Here is a 14,976-nt window from a genome sequence, read left to right as displayed (position 1 = left end):
ATTGTAGACCTCATTTATACTGCTGTTCTAAATAGGTTTTTAAGCACGGCGAAAAGAACAAATGACCTTGATAAAAACCGTGTGCCGTTTTGGTTGCGACCAAACTCCATAACAACATCAGTATGGCTGCAAAAGCATAGCCAACGGCATACAAGAAGGCCAAATTAAGTTGTTGGGCTAGAGTTAAGATTGCCAGTGTATATACGCCCAATGGAAAAGTCAGTCCCCACCAACCCAAATTAAACGGTAAGTCCTGTTTGGCATGGTGCAAAGTCGTCAGCACCGCAATTCCCAACCACCACAGTCCAAAACCCAGCAGAATTAAACTGGCCAAAATTCCCGCCTGCTGAAATAACTGACCCAGTTGTGCTAAGCCCAAACTCGCCATCAGCATCGGTGCCTGATGCCCCAGAACCAATAACGCCAAAGCAGCAGTGCCTATCGGTCCCAAAGCCAACCAACTGCTGACCGCCAACTCTTTTTCAGGCAGTTTATGTAAGACCAACCGCAACATTAAAATCGTTAAAATAGCAAAGGCGGGTAATACTGAAACACCCCACAACACATAACTGCCCAATAAAATCGCAACAGCATGAGTATCAGCTGCCAAATGCCCCAGCAATAAACCACCACTGCTGGCTGCAACTTCACAGGCCACTATTGGCAATAACCACACCGCAGTCATCTGCTGTAAAGCATGCTCCTGATGTCGATACATGGCAAAAGGAACTGCCCACGCCACCAAGAGTGCCAAGACCACATCGGCATACCAGAGCGTTTGCGCAATCTGTACAGCTGTGTCGCCATAAATAAACTGACCATACTTTAAAAAGCCATTGAGGATGGTGGCCAGCGCCATCGGAATCGTCCCTAAAAATAGGCTCATGCTTGGATGTTGAAAAATCTGTTTGGCTTCGTGCGGATAAAATGCCCAACGTAAGCTATATAGCACACTAAAAAGTACGAACAGTAAAATATTGAAATACCACAGCCCTGTGCCGAGTTGCCATGTGAGTGCCTTTAACATCGGAAACTCTGATACAATTAACGCCACGACACCTGTTCCCATACTGACAGTGAACCAGTTGGGGGTGAACTGACGAATGATATTGTGGCGCTGTCCAAGTTGTGTAAATGGTTTTTGCATGAGTTCGGCCTCATTTAAAATCTACATTTATACTAATCAAATTTATAAATAAGAAAAATTGATTAATTTATATTAAATAAATCAATAAAATTGATATAAATATGCTTTGCACTAAATTTTGCGTTGTCAAAAAACAACCACAAGACGAATGCCCAAGAATATGGCAATATATAAGCCGTTCTTAATTCCAAGCACTTGATTTGCCCATGAAGCTGCTCCGTCTAAATGCTTTGCCTTCAAATACCCAATTAGAAAAAACCGCTGTCACCATCGGTAATTTTGACGGGGTGCATTTGGGTCATCAAGCCATGATTCATCAGCTCAAAGCCGTTGCAAAACAACAAAATCTAAAAACAGTGGTGATGATTTTTGAGCCTCAACCACTTGAATTCTTTAAAGGTTATGATGCTCCACCGCGTATTTCATCATTACGTGAAAAAGTCGAATATTTAACTGAGCTGGGTGTGGACTATATTGCGGTCGCGAAATTTGACAACAGCTTCCGCAGTTTAAGTGCAGAACAATTTGCCGATATTTTAAAAGAAAAACTCAATGCCCAAAGTTTGGTTTTAGGCGATGACTTTCACTTTGGTAAAAACCGCCAAGGCAACAGCGAATTTCTAGAAAACTATGGTTTTCAAGTCCACAATCTAGAAACCATCCTCGCAGAAGGTGAACGCGTCAGTTCAACTCGGATTCGCCAAACACTGGCCGCAGGGGACTTGGCGCTGGCTGCTCAGTTATTAGGGCGCCCTTATAGCATTACGGGTCGGGTACAATATGGCGACCAAATTGGCCGAACCCTTGATTTTCCAACTATTAATGTACGTTTAAACCGACATAAACCCTGTTTAAACGGCATTTATGGTGTAGATGTGATGTGTGAAACTACGTCTTTACGCGACAAAGTGAAAGCAGACCACCCTGATCGATTAGGGGTTGCAGGATATGACCATTCAGCGCTTTTTGGTGCGGGTCATGTCGGAACACGTCCAGCCATTCAACAAGCACAGCCAGAATGGCGATTAGAAGTACATTTCCCTGATGTTTCTGCTAATCTGTATGGCTTGTTAATGCGGGTCACTTTCTTGAACTACTTACATGGTGAAAAGAACTACCCTTCGCTGGAAGCACTAAAAGCGGGAATTGATGATGATGTGGTGAAACTGCTTGAGTTCCGCCAAAACACCCCCACATTTCCCTTTTAAATACCAATCAATTTTATGTAAAACGCGTCAGCCGAGCCGCTGATTAAATTGGAAGACATCTTGCATGAGCGATAAGCAAACTACTGAAAATGCAGTGGATTATAAAGCCACACTCAACCTCCCAGGTACCGAATTTGCTATGAAAGCAAACCTTGCGGTGCGTGAAGCAAAATGGTTAGAAGAGTGGTATGCCGACAACATTTATCAGCAGATTCGTGCGTCGCGTATTGGCAAGAAAAAATATGTCTTGCATGACGGCCCTCCTTATGCAAATGGCCAAATTCACTTGGGTCATGCGGTCAATAAAGTTTTAAAAGATATCATTATTAAAAGTCGTATTCTCGACGGCTTCGATGCCCCTTATGTACCAGGTTGGGACTGTCACGGCCTTCCAATTGAACTGAAAGTAGAAGAGAAAGTCGGTAAAGTGGGCGTGAAGGTGGATGCTTCTACTTTCCGTAAAGCCTGCCGTGAATATGCTTACACCCAAGTTGAACTGCAAAAGAAAGACTTTGTGCGTATGGGCGTGTTTGGTGACTGGGACAATCCTTACCTGACCATGAACTTTAAGCAAGAAGCGGATATTGTGCGCTCTGTTGGCGCGATTGCAAAAGCAGGCCATATCGAACCAGGTCTTAAACCTGTGAATTGGTGTTTAGACTGTGGTTCAGCTTTGGCTGAAGCCGAAGTGGAATATGAAGATAAAAAATCTGACGCGATTGACGTTGGCTTCACGGTTGTCGACTTAAAAGACTTAAGCGCACGTTTAAATCTCAACGTAGACGCTGCAACAGATATCGTAATTTGGACCACCACGCCTTGGACTTTGCCTGCAAACCAAGCGGTTGCCGTCCATGCTGAAATTGACTATCAACTGGTTCAAGTTAGCACCGACCGTGGCGTGCAAAACTTTATTTTAGCCAAAGACTTGGTTGAGTCGGCAGTTGAGCGTTATAAGCTTGAAAACCCTGTGGTTCTCGCTGATTTTAACGGCTCAGCAATCGAAAACCTATTATTACAGCACCCGTTACTGACCGATCGCCAAGTGCCTGTGATTTTAGGTGAACACGTGATTGCAACCAGCGGTACGGGGGCGGTACATACGGCACCTGGCCATGGTGTAGACGACTATAAAGTTGGCTTACAGTACAACTTAAAAGTTGAAAACCCAGTGGGTGGTAATGGTGTGTATTTACCAACTTCACCAATTTTTGCAGGCGAGCACATCTACAAAGCCAATCCAAAAATCATTGAAGCATTGGATGCAGTTGGTCGCTTATGGGCACATCAACCGATCAAACACAGCTACCCACACTGCTGGCGCCATAAAACGCCAATTATCTTCCGTGCGACCCCACAGTGGTTTATCAGCATGGATGCACAAGGTTTACGTCAAAATGCTTTAAATGCGATTGAAAACGAGATCAGCTTTGTGCCTGATTGGGGTAAAAACCGTATTCAAGCCATGATCGAAGGTCGTCCAGACTGGTGTATTTCGCGTCAACGGACTTGGGGTGTGCCAATCCCATTCTTCGTGCATAAAGACACCAACGAACTCCATCCGCGCACAGCCGAGTTGATCGAAGAAGTCGCGAAATTGATCGAACAAGAAGGGATTGATGGTTGGTACAACCGTGATGCCAGCGACTTCATTGGTGATGAAGCGGAACAGTACAACTGTGTTCGTGACACTTTAGACGTGTGGTTCGACTCAGGCACAACGCACTATGCTGTGCTACGTGAACGTGAAGAATTACAAGATCCAGCAGACTTATATCTTGAAGGTTCAGACCAACATCGTGGCTGGTTCCAATCGTCATTGCTCACCTCAATTGCGATTAATCAACGTGCGCCATATAAAGGCTTACTCACTCACGGTTTCGTCGTGGATGAGAAAGGTCGTAAGATGTCTAAGTCATTAGGCAACATCATCACCCCACAAGACATTATTAAAGACATGGGTGCAGATGGCTTACGCTTCTGGATTGCTTCGGCAGATTACCGTTATGAAATGACCGCAGGTAAAGAAATCTTTAGCCGCGCATCAGATGGTTATCGTCGTATCCGTAATACCTTACGTTTCTTGTTAGCGAACTTGAATGGCTTCAAACCATCGACAGATGCGTTGCCAGTCGACCAACTGATTGCATTGGATCAATACATCTTACAACGTGCGGCTGAAGTGCAGAAAACCATTCAGCAAGCCTATGAAGAGATGAACTTCCATATTGTGACCAATGCATTGACGAGCTTCTGTATCAATGACTTAGGTGGTTTCTATCTCGACATCATCAAAGATCGTCAGTACACCACCAAAGCAGACTCACAAGCGCGCCATTCAGCTCAAACTGCGCTGTATCATTTGGTGCAAGCCTTTGTACGTTGGATGTCACCAATCTTAAGCTTTACCGCTCAAGAAGCATGGCCACTCATTCCAGAACAAACTGAGAAATATGTGTTCACTGCGGAATGGTATGACATTCCTGTGGCTTCAAAAGCAAACTTGTTGTCTGAAGCCGATTGGCAAACGCTGATTGCGGTGAAGTCTGCGGTCAACAAATTCATCGAAACTGCGCGTACCGCGAAAATCGTGGGTTCAAATCTCTCTGCCAAAGTTGAACTGTGGGCAGATGCAGAACTCAAAGACGTACTGGATCGTTTAGATGATGAACTTCGCTTTGTTATGATCACTTCACAAGTCTTGGTCAATGCATTCGATGCAACTCAAGGTGAAGCCTCTGATCTGGCAGGTCTGAATGTGCAAGTCTCTGCGGCTGATGGTGAAAAATGTGTACGCTGCTGGCATGTGCTGCCAGATGTGAATACACATGTTACACATCCAGGTTTATGTGGTCGTTGTATTATCAACCTTCCTACAGGCCAAGGCGAAGAGAGAAAGTATGCCTAACCCACAACATAAAAAGGGCTTATTCCAATTCTATCCGCACAATTTAGTGTGGGTAGGTTTGGCGATTCTAGCGATTGTCTTAGATCAATGGACCAAATGGATTGCCAGTACCCATCTGAATTATGCAGATCCAGTACCAGTCCTGCCCTTTTTAAATTGGACTTTATTGCATAACTATGGCGCAGCCTTTAGTTTCTTATCCGATGCGGGCGGCTGGCAACGTTATTTCTTTACCTCTCTTGCAGGTATTGTGTCTGTCATTTTTCTGTTTTGGCTAATGCGTATGCCCAAAACCGTGAAAGTGCTGCCCATCGCGATTGCTCTTATTTTAGGTGGTGCTATAGGGAATTTAATTGACCGTGTAACCTTAGGCTACGTGGTTGATTTTATTCATGTGTACTATCAAAACAGCCACTTCCCTGCGTTTAATATTGCAGATAGTGCGATTACACTAGGAACGATCCTTTTGTTGATCGATACCTTTTTTCTCGAAAAAAACCGTATCCAACGTGCCGAAGTAAACCATGACTGATTTTATTAATCCCAATGAAGAAACTCGCGTAAGCGAAGGTTCAAAAGTAGAGTTACATTTTTCTGTGTGCATTGAAAATGGCGTAGAAATTGATAACACACGTAGCCGTGAAGAGCCTGTGAGCCTGGTGATGGGTGATGGCAGCTTACTTCCTGGTTTTGAAAAAGCCCTGTTCGGTTTACGTGCTGGCGACCGTCGTACGGTGAGCCTACCACCAGAAGATGCTTTTGGCCCGTGGAATCCTGAAAACGTACAACAGTTTGATACGGTCAAATTTGAACAGCGTCCTATTGAAGGGCACATGATCGAGTTTGAAGACAAAGCCAAACAAAGCCTGTATGGCGTAGTGAAAACTGTAGGTGATGACATCACCGAAGTCGACTTTAACCATCCATTGGCAGGTAAAGATATTACCTTTGAAGTTGAAATCTTCAAAGTGACGCCTGCTGGCCAACAAGGCATCAAAATTATGTAAAGCCACAGATCGATTGTCTGTGTGTCATTTAAAGCTCCTTCGGGGGCTTTTTTAATGCCTCAAACATTGGTCAATCAGATACATATTCAATAGACTTCCGTCATAAATCAAAAAACGTACAATTTATTTGATCTTAAATTAATCAGCAAAATTATTTAATTCAAGAGATAATCCTTGGATGAAATTCAAAGATATTCAAAAATTATCAGACGTTAAGTTTCGTAGGCTTAGCGGTGTTAGTTGGGCTACATTTAACCTCATGTTGGCCGAGCTAAATAAGCATTTACCTCGTCATATTGGTAAAGGACGACCGCATAAATTACCGTTGGAAGATCGCTTGCTCTTATGTATAGAATATTGGAGAGAATATCGAACATTTTTCCATCTTGGTATGAGTTACGGTGTATCTGAAACGAGTGCAATTCGTATTACACGTGTTATTGAAGATACCTTAATCCGTTCTGGAAAATTTAACTTGCCAAAACAACTTCCTAATCGAGATGAAGTGGATTGGGAAGTTGTTGTGATTGATGCAACTGAAATATTAGTTCAACGTCCAAAAAAAACAGAAGAAATGGTATAGCGGTAAAAAAAAGCGACATACCTTTAAATTTCAGCTATCTATGCACTATACAACAGGTGAAATACTGAGTGTATGTGGAAGTCATGGAAGCATGCATGATTTTAAAATATTTAAAAAAAGCATGAGGAAATTAAAATTTAAGCCCTTTTTTATTGTTGATAAGGGGTATTTAGGGATAAAGAAATTGGGTTTTGGATGCCTCATGCCATCTAAAGCAAAGAAAACTGAAAAACTAGATTCTGAATTAAAAAAGTTAAATAGAGAGATTGGTCGTAGACGAATTCAAGTAGAGCATGTATTTGGAAGGATGAAATGTTTTAAGATTTTATCTTGTGTATATAGAAATCGTCGTAAAAGATTAAACCTGCGGTTTAATTTACTTGCTGGCATATACAATTTAGATTGGGTGAAAGATAAACAATTAAATTGATTGAAAAATGATTTATGAAGGAAGTCTAATCTATGCAAAGCCTAATTTTCATACTACCGTAGCGTAATCACATTTATTTTCCCAAGGATTTTTCATGAAAATTCAGGTCATTATAGGCAGTGTGCGCAAAGGTCGGACAGCCATTAAAGTTGCGCGATGGGTGCAAAAAGGCTTTGAACAACTAGAACTCAATACGGTCCAACTCGAATTGGTCGACTTAAAAGAGTGGGGGTTGCCGATTTTTTCAGGTGCCAATCCTCCTATGACAGGGATTTATGATCAACCCAAACAACAAGCATGGGCCGACCACATTGCGCAAGGCGATGCCTTTATTTTCATTAGCCCCGAATACAATCATGGTTATAGCCCTGCGCTTAAAAATGCCTTAGATTACTTAGGCAAAGAATGGCAAGGTAAGCCTGCGGCCTATATCAGTTATGGCGGGACCAATGGCTCACGCTCCATCGACCAAATTCGCCAAGTCGGTACTCAGCTCGGTCTGGTCGATACCAATGCGGTGATTGAAATTCGAGATATTTTTTCACGCAATAAAACCGAAGATTTTGAACCAAATCCTTTTGATGAGAAGAATCTAAAAGCAGCAATTGATAAACTTATTAAATATGTCAGCGCATAAGCATGAGATTCCTCTGTACGCTATTGCTTACAGTAACTTAAGTATTTGTCGGCTTTTCAATAATAAACATCAACGCTATAGTTAAATCATACAGAGACAGGATGTCTCAGATTAAAAACAAAAATAACAACATACACAGCAGGATGCTGATCGGTAGGACAGGAGTTATACCGCTTGAAAGAATTTAAAAAGCCCTCGACAGGATGTCGGGGGCTTTTTAATTGTATTGATTTTTAGCTCAATATTTCTCTAAAAGCCCAAATCTAGATCAGATATTAACGAACCTCTTATATGCTTCAATACTTTAGAATAAACTCGTGAATACAAATTAAAATTAGTCTGACTGGATGTCTTTCTCAACTTAAATATTATAAAAATATAAAACATATAGATAAACACAGAATGCTTCCCAAGTAATCATTTCCGTCCAACGTACCTATTTAAGCGCTAATCTATAAATTAGATCCATCAAATATTAAGACTTTCACCGTTTGTCGGCATGTTCTTCTGTACAACGAAATATTACATCTGGCGCTCGAACTACACTTTATACTCTCGCCCACTGAACATTTACTGATTCAGCCAAAATGGATCAGTTCAATACAATAAATTAAAAAAACAACAATAGAGAATATTCACATGCAACTAAACACCACACTTTTAAATGATTATTGCAAAATTTATGCCGCTGACTCCGAATATACAGATGTAGATGCTCTAGCCGCCTACGTTAGAGTCCATCGTACGGAACTTATGCAAGAGTTGCATCAGTACGGCATCTTATTATTTCGCGGCTTTAAATTACAACGTCAGTATGAATTTCATGAGCTCATCGAATATCATTTTCAGCTTGAACCTTGGCATACATTTACGCCTAAAAAATCAGGTTAGTTTGCCTCTTTCATTCGTAAATATAGCGAAAATCGTACAGGTGATGATAGACCTTACCTCAACTGCAATACGGTAGAATTAGGCTCTATTGAAAACTCAATTCAAGGTCCACATGTCGAAGGTTGCCTACATTCGACCCGCTCACGTTATATTGCCTTGTTTTGCCAAGAACCTGCGGACTACTTACTCGAAACAGGGTTTAATAACCTCGAAAAAATTTGGACCCATTTTCCAGTCAGCGTACAACAAAAATACTTAGGCGCATGGAATCATTTTTCTTATATTTCAACACGTAAAGTCAATCTATTTGATCGCTTGCTATTAAACAAAAAGCCCTTTCGTTTCAACAAACAACCAAATAAAGAAAGCAAACTGACCTTAAAACGCTCACCTTTCGTTGTCATACACCCGAACACGCAAAAGTTGATGATCGAGCCGTGGGCTTTTGCAAACAATACCAACGCTTTTGCCCACCAAGCTGCACAAAAAAGCTTTAAGCATCGAGGAAAGCTTCAACTAGACCCTACGGCTAATTGCATGCAACTGTCATGGGAACTTTTCACCCATGAAGGTGAAAAAATTGAATGGACCGATCAGGAAAAACAGCACTTCTTTGAAGCCTTATATAACGATGCACTCTTGCTCCAGTGGCAAAAAGGGGATGTCGCCTTGATCGATAATATTAAAATTGCCCATTGGCGGATGAATGGCAAACAAGGACAACGAAAACTGATACAGATCCAAGCCAATGTCTTCAATGCCGATCAATATGCTGCGCGTTAAGACTGTCTTTCCTCGCAATATTCTGTTTGGGTGATTAATGTGAAAGCAACTGAATTAAATCAGCATTTTTCCCATCCTCAATCACCCAAATACTGCCATCTTTCGCTTGTTGTAAACCACGGATACGTTCTTTCATATCTATACGTTGGATTTCTTTTACTGGCTGCGCTGTGGTGTCTACAATAATTAATGCTTCAGATGAAAGCCCACCAATGATGGCTTTATCCTGCCACTTTGGAAACATCTGTCCCGTATAAAAAATCAAACTCGATGGAGAAATCACAGGGGTCCAGTCTAATTTCGGCGCTTCAAACTCAGGTCGTGTGACGTGGTCAGGGATATTCAAACCACTATAATGATCACCATTCGAAACGATTGGATAACCATAGTTTTTGGCCTTTTGAATTAAATTAAGCTCATCCCCACCTTTGGGGCCCATTTCAACCACCCAAAGTTGTTTTTTGGCATCCAAGGCCATTCCCAAAGGATTACGATGCCCCAAACTCCATATTTGTTTTGCGACATCACCCTGCATCTGAAATGGATTATCTGAAGCAACCGAACCATCATCATTCAAGCGAATCATTTTTCCAAGGTTCGATGTTAAATCTTGTGCAGGCTCAAACTTTTGCCGTTCTCCCGAACTAATCCATAATTTCCCTGCACCATCAAATAACATCCGATGTGCATAATGTCCCTGCCCGCGCACCTTGGGTACTTGTTTCCATATCGTTTTAAGGTTGTCTAATTGTGGCTGCGCCTGATCTAAATTCAAATCAGCACGAATCACAACCGCACCATAACCACCTTGCACTGCTTCTGCATAGCTAAGATAAATTTGATGGTTTTGTGCAAACTCAGGATGTAAAGCAATATCGCCTAATCCGCCCTGACCACCATAAGCCACTTTAGGTATATTCCTAATGAGAGTCTTTGTCTGATCTATCGGATTAAATAAAATCAACTGTCCTGATCTTTCAGTAATCAATAATCGCCCATCAGGCAATACCGCTAATGCCCATGGCTCATTGAATTCAGAAATACGTTTGAGGTGTATAGATGTGCCTAAAGAAGCAGAACTGTCCTGTTGTTCATGTGCTGCTGACTCCGCTGATCTTTGTGCATGACATGCCATTAAGCCCAAAAATGCACTCACTGTAATCAACAAACAAAAAGCTTTTTTGCTCAGCATTGCCTTCCCCATTAAATGCACGATCACCATTCATTGTAGAGAAATCATAAGTACAAGGTTATCCGCTTTGGTAACAAGATGAATCTGTGTAAGTCAAAGCTTACAAATACTGAGGAAAGTGACCACTAACCTTAAAACAGCTTACCGCATATATTAAACACATCAGGAGACAGGACGTTTCCCAAACTTAAAACAACAATAATCAGTTTGAGCATCAGGATGTGTGATATGACAGGAGTTGTATCTAAGCACTGAAATACAAAGAAACCTCGACAGGATGTCGGGGTTTCTTTTTTATTGAGCACATTAAAATCTAAATCAAAACCTGTTTTGGCATATTTTGCATGATCACGAGTTAACTATAGCCATTCTTTTCCAACGGATATAGATGAAATAGCTGTTTAATTACTCAAAATACATGCAGATACTTAGTTAAAATTTCTTTTAGTGAAGAAAAAACCATCAAATTCAAGTGATAAAAACTAAACCTATTAAATATTAACGGCTATTTTAGCTAATATTCTTCTTTTCTCTCATTTATATTATTTAACCTTCTCTGCATAAAAAAATCCCCCTATCTCATTTGAGTTAGAGGGATTTTGAATTAATGAGCTGGCGATGACTTACTCTCACATGGATAACTCCACACTACCATCAGCGCTAAGAGGTTTCACTTCTGAGTTCGGGAAGGGATCAGGTGGTTCACTCTTGCTATTGTCGCCAGCACAACTGTTTATGACTATTCGTTGGGTCTAACCTCAGAGCAGTGCTCTTCGTGCCTAACTTTCATCAAATGAGTTATTAACAGGTATATTTGAGTTGGATATTTTATCTAGCTTTATAACTAAATCAAGTTGTTTGCAGTGATTTGAACCACAACACCAACTGTTTGGGTGTTGTATAGTCAAGCCTCACGAGCAATTAGTATTGGTCAGCTTCACATATCACTATGCTTCCACATCCAACCTATCAACGTCGTAGTCTTCAACGGCTCTTTAGAGGACATAAAGTCCTAGGGAAATCTTATCTTGAGGTAGGCTTCCCGCTTAGATGCTTTCAGCGGTTATCCCTTCCGAACATAGCTACCCGGCGATGCGACTGGCGTCACAACCGGTACACCAGAGGTTCGTCCACTCTGGTCCTCTCGTACTAGGAGCAGATCCTCTCAAATTTCCAACGCCCACGGTAGATAGGGACCGAACTGTCTCACGACGTTCTAAACCCAGCTCGCGTACCTCTTTAAATGGCGAACAGCCATACCCTTGGGACCTGCTTCAGCCCCAGGATGAGATGAGCCGACATCGAGGTGCCAAACACCGCCGTCGATATGAACTCTTGGGCGGTATCAGCCTGTTATCCCCAGAGTACCTTTTATCCGTTGAGCGATGGCCCTTCCATACAGAACCACCGGATCACTAAGACCTACTTTCGTACCTGCTCGACTTGTGGGTCTCGCAGTTAAGCGCGCTTTTGCCTTTATACTCTACGCGTGATTTCCGACCACGCTGAGCGCACCTTCGTACTCCTCCGTTACTCTTTAGGAGGAGACCGCCCCAGTCAAACTACCCACCAGACATGGTCCTCGTCCCGGATAACGGGACAGAGTTAGAACCTCAATATTACCAGGGTGGTATTTCAAGATTGGCTCCACCGAAACTAGCGTCTCGGTTTCAAAGCCTCCCACCTATCCTACACAAGTAAGATCAAAGTTCAATGTCAAGCTGCAGTAAAGGTTCACGGGGTCTTTCCGTCTAGCCGCGGGTACACCGCATCTTCACGGCGAATTCGATTTCACTGAGTCTCTGCTGGAGACAGCGCCCCCATCATTATGCCATTCGTGCAGGTCGGAACTTACCCGACAAGGAATTTCGCTACCTTAGGACCGTTATAGTTACGGCCGCCGTTTACTGGGGCTTCGATCAAGAGCTTCGCTTACGCTAACCCCATCAATTAACCTTCCAGCACCGGGCAGGCATCACACCCTATACGTCCACTTTCGTGTTTGCAGAGTGCTATGTTTTTAATAAACAGTTGCAGGGGCCTGGTTTCTGTGGCTGCCAATAGCTCAAGGAGTAAATCCTATCACCGTCGGCAGCGTACCTTCTCCCGAAGTTACGGTACCATTTTGCCTAGTTCCTTCAGCAGAGTTCTCTCAAGCGCTTTGGTCTACTCGACCTGACCACCTGTGTCGGTTTCGGGTACGATTCCTATGTAACTGAAGCTTAGAGACTTTTCCTGGAAGCATGGTATCAGCCACTTCACTGTACAAGTACAGCTTGCTATCAGTTCTCAGCATAGAGTACCCCGGATTTGCCTAAGATACATGCCTACAACCTTCCACCTGGACAACCAACGCCAGGCTGACTTAACCTTCTCCGTCCTCTCATCGCATTACATAGAAGTATTGGAATATTAACCAATTTCCCATCGACTACGCCTCTCGGCCTCGCCTTAGGGGTCGACTCACCCAGCCCCGATTAACGTTGGACTGGAACCCTTGGTCTTTCAGCGTGCGAGTTTTTCACTCGCATTGTCGTTACTCACGTCAGCATTCGCACTTCTGATACCTCCAGCATACTTCTCAATACACCTTCATCGGCTTACAGAACGCTCCCCTACCACTTGCAATAAATTGCAAATCCGCAGCTTCGGCATATAGTTTTAGCCCCGTTACATCTTCCGCGCAGGCCGACTCGACTAGTGAGCTATTACGCTTTCTTTAAAGGGTGGCTGCTTCTAAGCCAACCTCCTAGCTGTCTATGCCTTCCCACATCGTTTCCCACTTAACTATAATTTTGGGGCCTTAGCTGGCGGTCTGGATTGTTTTCCTCTTGACTACGGACGTTAGCACCCGCAGTCTGTCTCCCGGATAGTACTCATTGGTATTCGGAGTTTGCATCGGTTTGGTAAGTCGGGATGACCCCCTAGCCGAAACAGTGCTCTACCCCCAATGGTATTCGTCCGAGGCGCTACCTAAATAGCTTTCGGGGAGAACCAGCTATCACCGAGTTTGATTAGCCTTTCACCCCTATCCACAAGTCATCCCCTGGCTTTTCAACGACAGTGGGTTCGGTCCTCCAGTTAGTGTTACCCAACCTTCAACCTGCTCATGGATAGATCACCCGGTTTCGGGTCTACACCCAGCAACTAAACGCCCTATTAAGACTCGATTTCTCTACGGCTCCCCTATGCGGTTAACCTCGCTACTGAATGTAAGTCGCTGACCCATTATACAAAAGGTACGCAGTCACCGAACAAGTCGGCTCCCACTGCTTGTATGCATGCGGTTTCAGGATCTATTTCACTCCCCTCACAGGGGTTCTTTTCGCCTTTCCCTCACGGTACTGGTTCACTATCGGTCAGTCAGGAGTATTTAGCCTTGGAGGATGGTCCCCCCATATTCAGACAAGGTTTCACGTGCCCCGCCCTACTCGACATCATCATATCAGCCCTTTCGTGTACAGGACTATCACCCACTATGGTTGCACTTCCCAGAGCATTCCACTAAAACTGATATGACTTAATGGGCTTTTCCCCGTTCGCTCGCCGCTACTGAGGGAATCTCAATTGATTTCTTTTCCTAAGGGTACTGAGATGTTTCACTTCCCCTCGTTCGCCTCGTATGACTATGTATTCATCATACGATACCTGCCTTATGACAGGTGGGTTTCCCCATTCAGAAATCTCCGGATCACAGGATATTTGCCGCCTCCCCGGAGCTTATCGCAGGCTATTACGTCTTTCATCGCCTCTGACTGCCAAGGCATCCACCACATGCACTTAATTACTTGACTATACAACCCCAAACAGTCGTTAATCCCTACAAGTAGGATTAAGACAGTCTATGATGATTTCTCATCACTTCCTTACAGTTTGTTGTTCTGTGCACTTAAACACTGTACAGCTTCAATTCAATTCACATACCAAAACGCTTGATTCAGTTAATTTCGCTAGTAACTCATTTCTTCAATCTTCATCAATCAGTAATAAATCACTGTTAATGTCGATCTTAAAAACGAGTATGAACAAATTATTTCAACTCAAATATATTCTGTTAATGATTTCTCCAGCCTTCGTCAGGTCAGGAAACTGTGATAAATCACAGAAGTTAATAAGTTATCTACTTACTAATTTCTGTAATCCAACTTCTTAGATTAAGCTTCGTTCCATGTGTGCCTGCGCACAGCATA

10 protein-coding genes, 2 rRNA genes and 1 pseudogene are annotated in these 14,976 nt (G+C 42.9%); 9 read left to right on the top strand and 4 right to left on the bottom strand.

Annotated elements, in window-relative coordinates; translation table 11 throughout:
- Positions 1–10: 10 nt before the first annotated feature.
- Positions 11–1,147, bottom strand: a complete 1,137-nt coding sequence (locus HUK62_RS01165) for a TDT family transporter (protein ID WP_176536860.1) — start codon at positions 1,145–1,147, stop codon at positions 11–13.
- A 206-nt stretch (positions 1,148–1,353) separates the two neighbouring features.
- Here HUK62_RS01165 and ribF point away from each other — a divergent pair, with 206 nt between their 5' ends.
- The 9 genes and pseudogenes from ribF (at position 1,354) to HUK62_RS01125 (ending at position 9,594) form a co-directional block, all read left to right on the top strand.
- Positions 1,354–2,355 carry a bifunctional riboflavin kinase/FAD synthetase gene (gene ribF, locus HUK62_RS01160; RefSeq protein WP_176536859.1) on the top strand — a complete coding sequence of 334 codons (1,002 nt, stop codon included), beginning with the start codon at positions 1,354–1,356 and terminating at the stop codon, positions 2,353–2,355.
- Between the two features lie 64 nt (positions 2,356–2,419).
- Complete coding sequence (gene ileS / locus HUK62_RS01155) at positions 2,420–5,263, top strand: isoleucine--tRNA ligase (protein ID WP_176536858.1); 2,844 nt, start codon at positions 2,420–2,422, stop codon at positions 5,261–5,263.
- Positions 5,256–5,795 carry a signal peptidase II gene (lspA, locus tag HUK62_RS01150; RefSeq protein WP_010325539.1) on the top strand — a complete coding sequence of 180 codons (540 nt, stop codon included), beginning with the start codon at positions 5,256–5,258 and terminating at the stop codon, positions 5,793–5,795. Before ileS ends, lspA begins: the two co-directional genes overlap by 8 nt.
- Complete coding sequence (locus tag HUK62_RS01145; RefSeq protein ID WP_004684162.1) at positions 5,788–6,270, top strand: peptidylprolyl isomerase; 483 nt, start codon at positions 5,788–5,790, stop codon at positions 6,268–6,270. The genes lspA and HUK62_RS01145 overlap by 8 nt, the downstream gene beginning before the upstream one ends.
- Before the next feature lie 178 nt (positions 6,271–6,448).
- Complete coding sequence (locus HUK62_RS01140) at positions 6,449–6,853, top strand: transposase family protein (RefSeq protein ID WP_176536857.1); 405 nt, start codon at positions 6,449–6,451, stop codon at positions 6,851–6,853.
- Positions 6,854–6,890: 37 nt separating this feature from the next.
- Positions 6,891–7,283: pseudogene (locus HUK62_RS01135) on the top strand (transposase family protein); the annotation flags it as partial.
- A gap of 94 nt (positions 7,284–7,377) precedes the next feature.
- A complete protein-coding gene (locus tag HUK62_RS01130; protein ID WP_176536856.1) occupies positions 7,378–7,920 on the top strand; it encodes an NAD(P)H-dependent oxidoreductase in 543 nt (180 codons plus the stop codon).
- Positions 7,921–8,559: 639 nt separating this feature from the next.
- Entirely contained in the window at positions 8,560–8,811 is a 252-nt protein-coding gene (locus tag HUK62_RS18930) for a hypothetical protein (RefSeq protein WP_228723723.1), read from the top strand.
- A gap of 156 nt (positions 8,812–8,967) precedes the next feature.
- On the top strand, positions 8,968–9,594 hold the full coding sequence (locus HUK62_RS01125) for a hypothetical protein (protein ID WP_342755708.1): 627 nt from the start codon (positions 8,968–8,970) through the stop codon (positions 9,592–9,594).
- A gap of 34 nt (positions 9,595–9,628) precedes the next feature.
- On the opposite strand, the gene HUK62_RS01120 is transcribed toward HUK62_RS01125, so the two are convergent.
- The 3 genes from HUK62_RS01120 to HUK62_RS01110 form a co-directional block, all read right to left on the bottom strand.
- Complete coding sequence (locus HUK62_RS01120; RefSeq protein WP_176536855.1) at positions 9,629–10,786, bottom strand: PQQ-dependent sugar dehydrogenase; 1,158 nt, start codon at positions 10,784–10,786, stop codon at positions 9,629–9,631.
- Between the two features lie 610 nt (positions 10,787–11,396).
- Positions 11,397–11,511 (bottom strand): 5S ribosomal RNA (gene rrf / locus HUK62_RS01115).
- Between the two features lie 175 nt (positions 11,512–11,686).
- A 23S ribosomal RNA gene (locus tag HUK62_RS01110) occupies positions 11,687–14,580 on the bottom strand.
- Between the last annotated feature and the right edge of the window lie 396 nt (positions 14,581–14,976).

The organism is Acinetobacter sp. NEB 394 (assembly GCF_013374795.1).
GTDB classification, from domain to species: Bacteria; Pseudomonadota; Gammaproteobacteria; order Pseudomonadales; family Moraxellaceae; genus Acinetobacter; species Acinetobacter johnsonii.
This window is presented reverse-complemented; position numbering and strand designations above follow the sequence as displayed.